The 318-nt window shown below is 54.1% G+C and carries 1 protein-coding gene; it reads right to left on the reverse strand.

Features of this window, described 5'->3' with window-relative positions; all coding sequences use genetic code 11:
• Positions 1-318: immunoglobulin-like domain-containing protein (locus tag ORL50_RS28835; protein ID WP_323055292.1), on the reverse strand; the 318-nt coding region annotated here is incomplete at both ends.

Genomic DNA, 318 nt, shown 5'->3' on the forward strand with positions numbered 1-318 from the left:
TGGTGGTGACTGCTGGTGTAGTCGAAGGCACCAGATTTTCAAAGTTACCGCCAGTAGCGCCAGTAATCGTGGTGCTAACCGTACTGCCATTTACATAAACGTCATTAGCCGGGGTATCGACCACAACGCTGCCAGTGGTCTGGCCCGCACCAATAGTAATGACCGAGCCATTGCTCAAGGTCACGGTTACCGGAGTACCAGCAGGGTTGGTCAAAGTAGCGGTGTAGGTAATCGCGCCGCCTTCAACAACAGTCGAGCCTGCAGTCAACGTGACAGCAGTGGCATCGATCGAATCGGTAATGGTGGTGACTGCTGGTG

It is taken from the genome of Pseudomonas sp. RIT-562, assembly GCF_026241895.1.
In the GTDB taxonomy this organism is placed as follows: Bacteria; Pseudomonadota; Gammaproteobacteria; order Pseudomonadales; family Pseudomonadaceae; genus Aquipseudomonas; species Aquipseudomonas mandelii_F.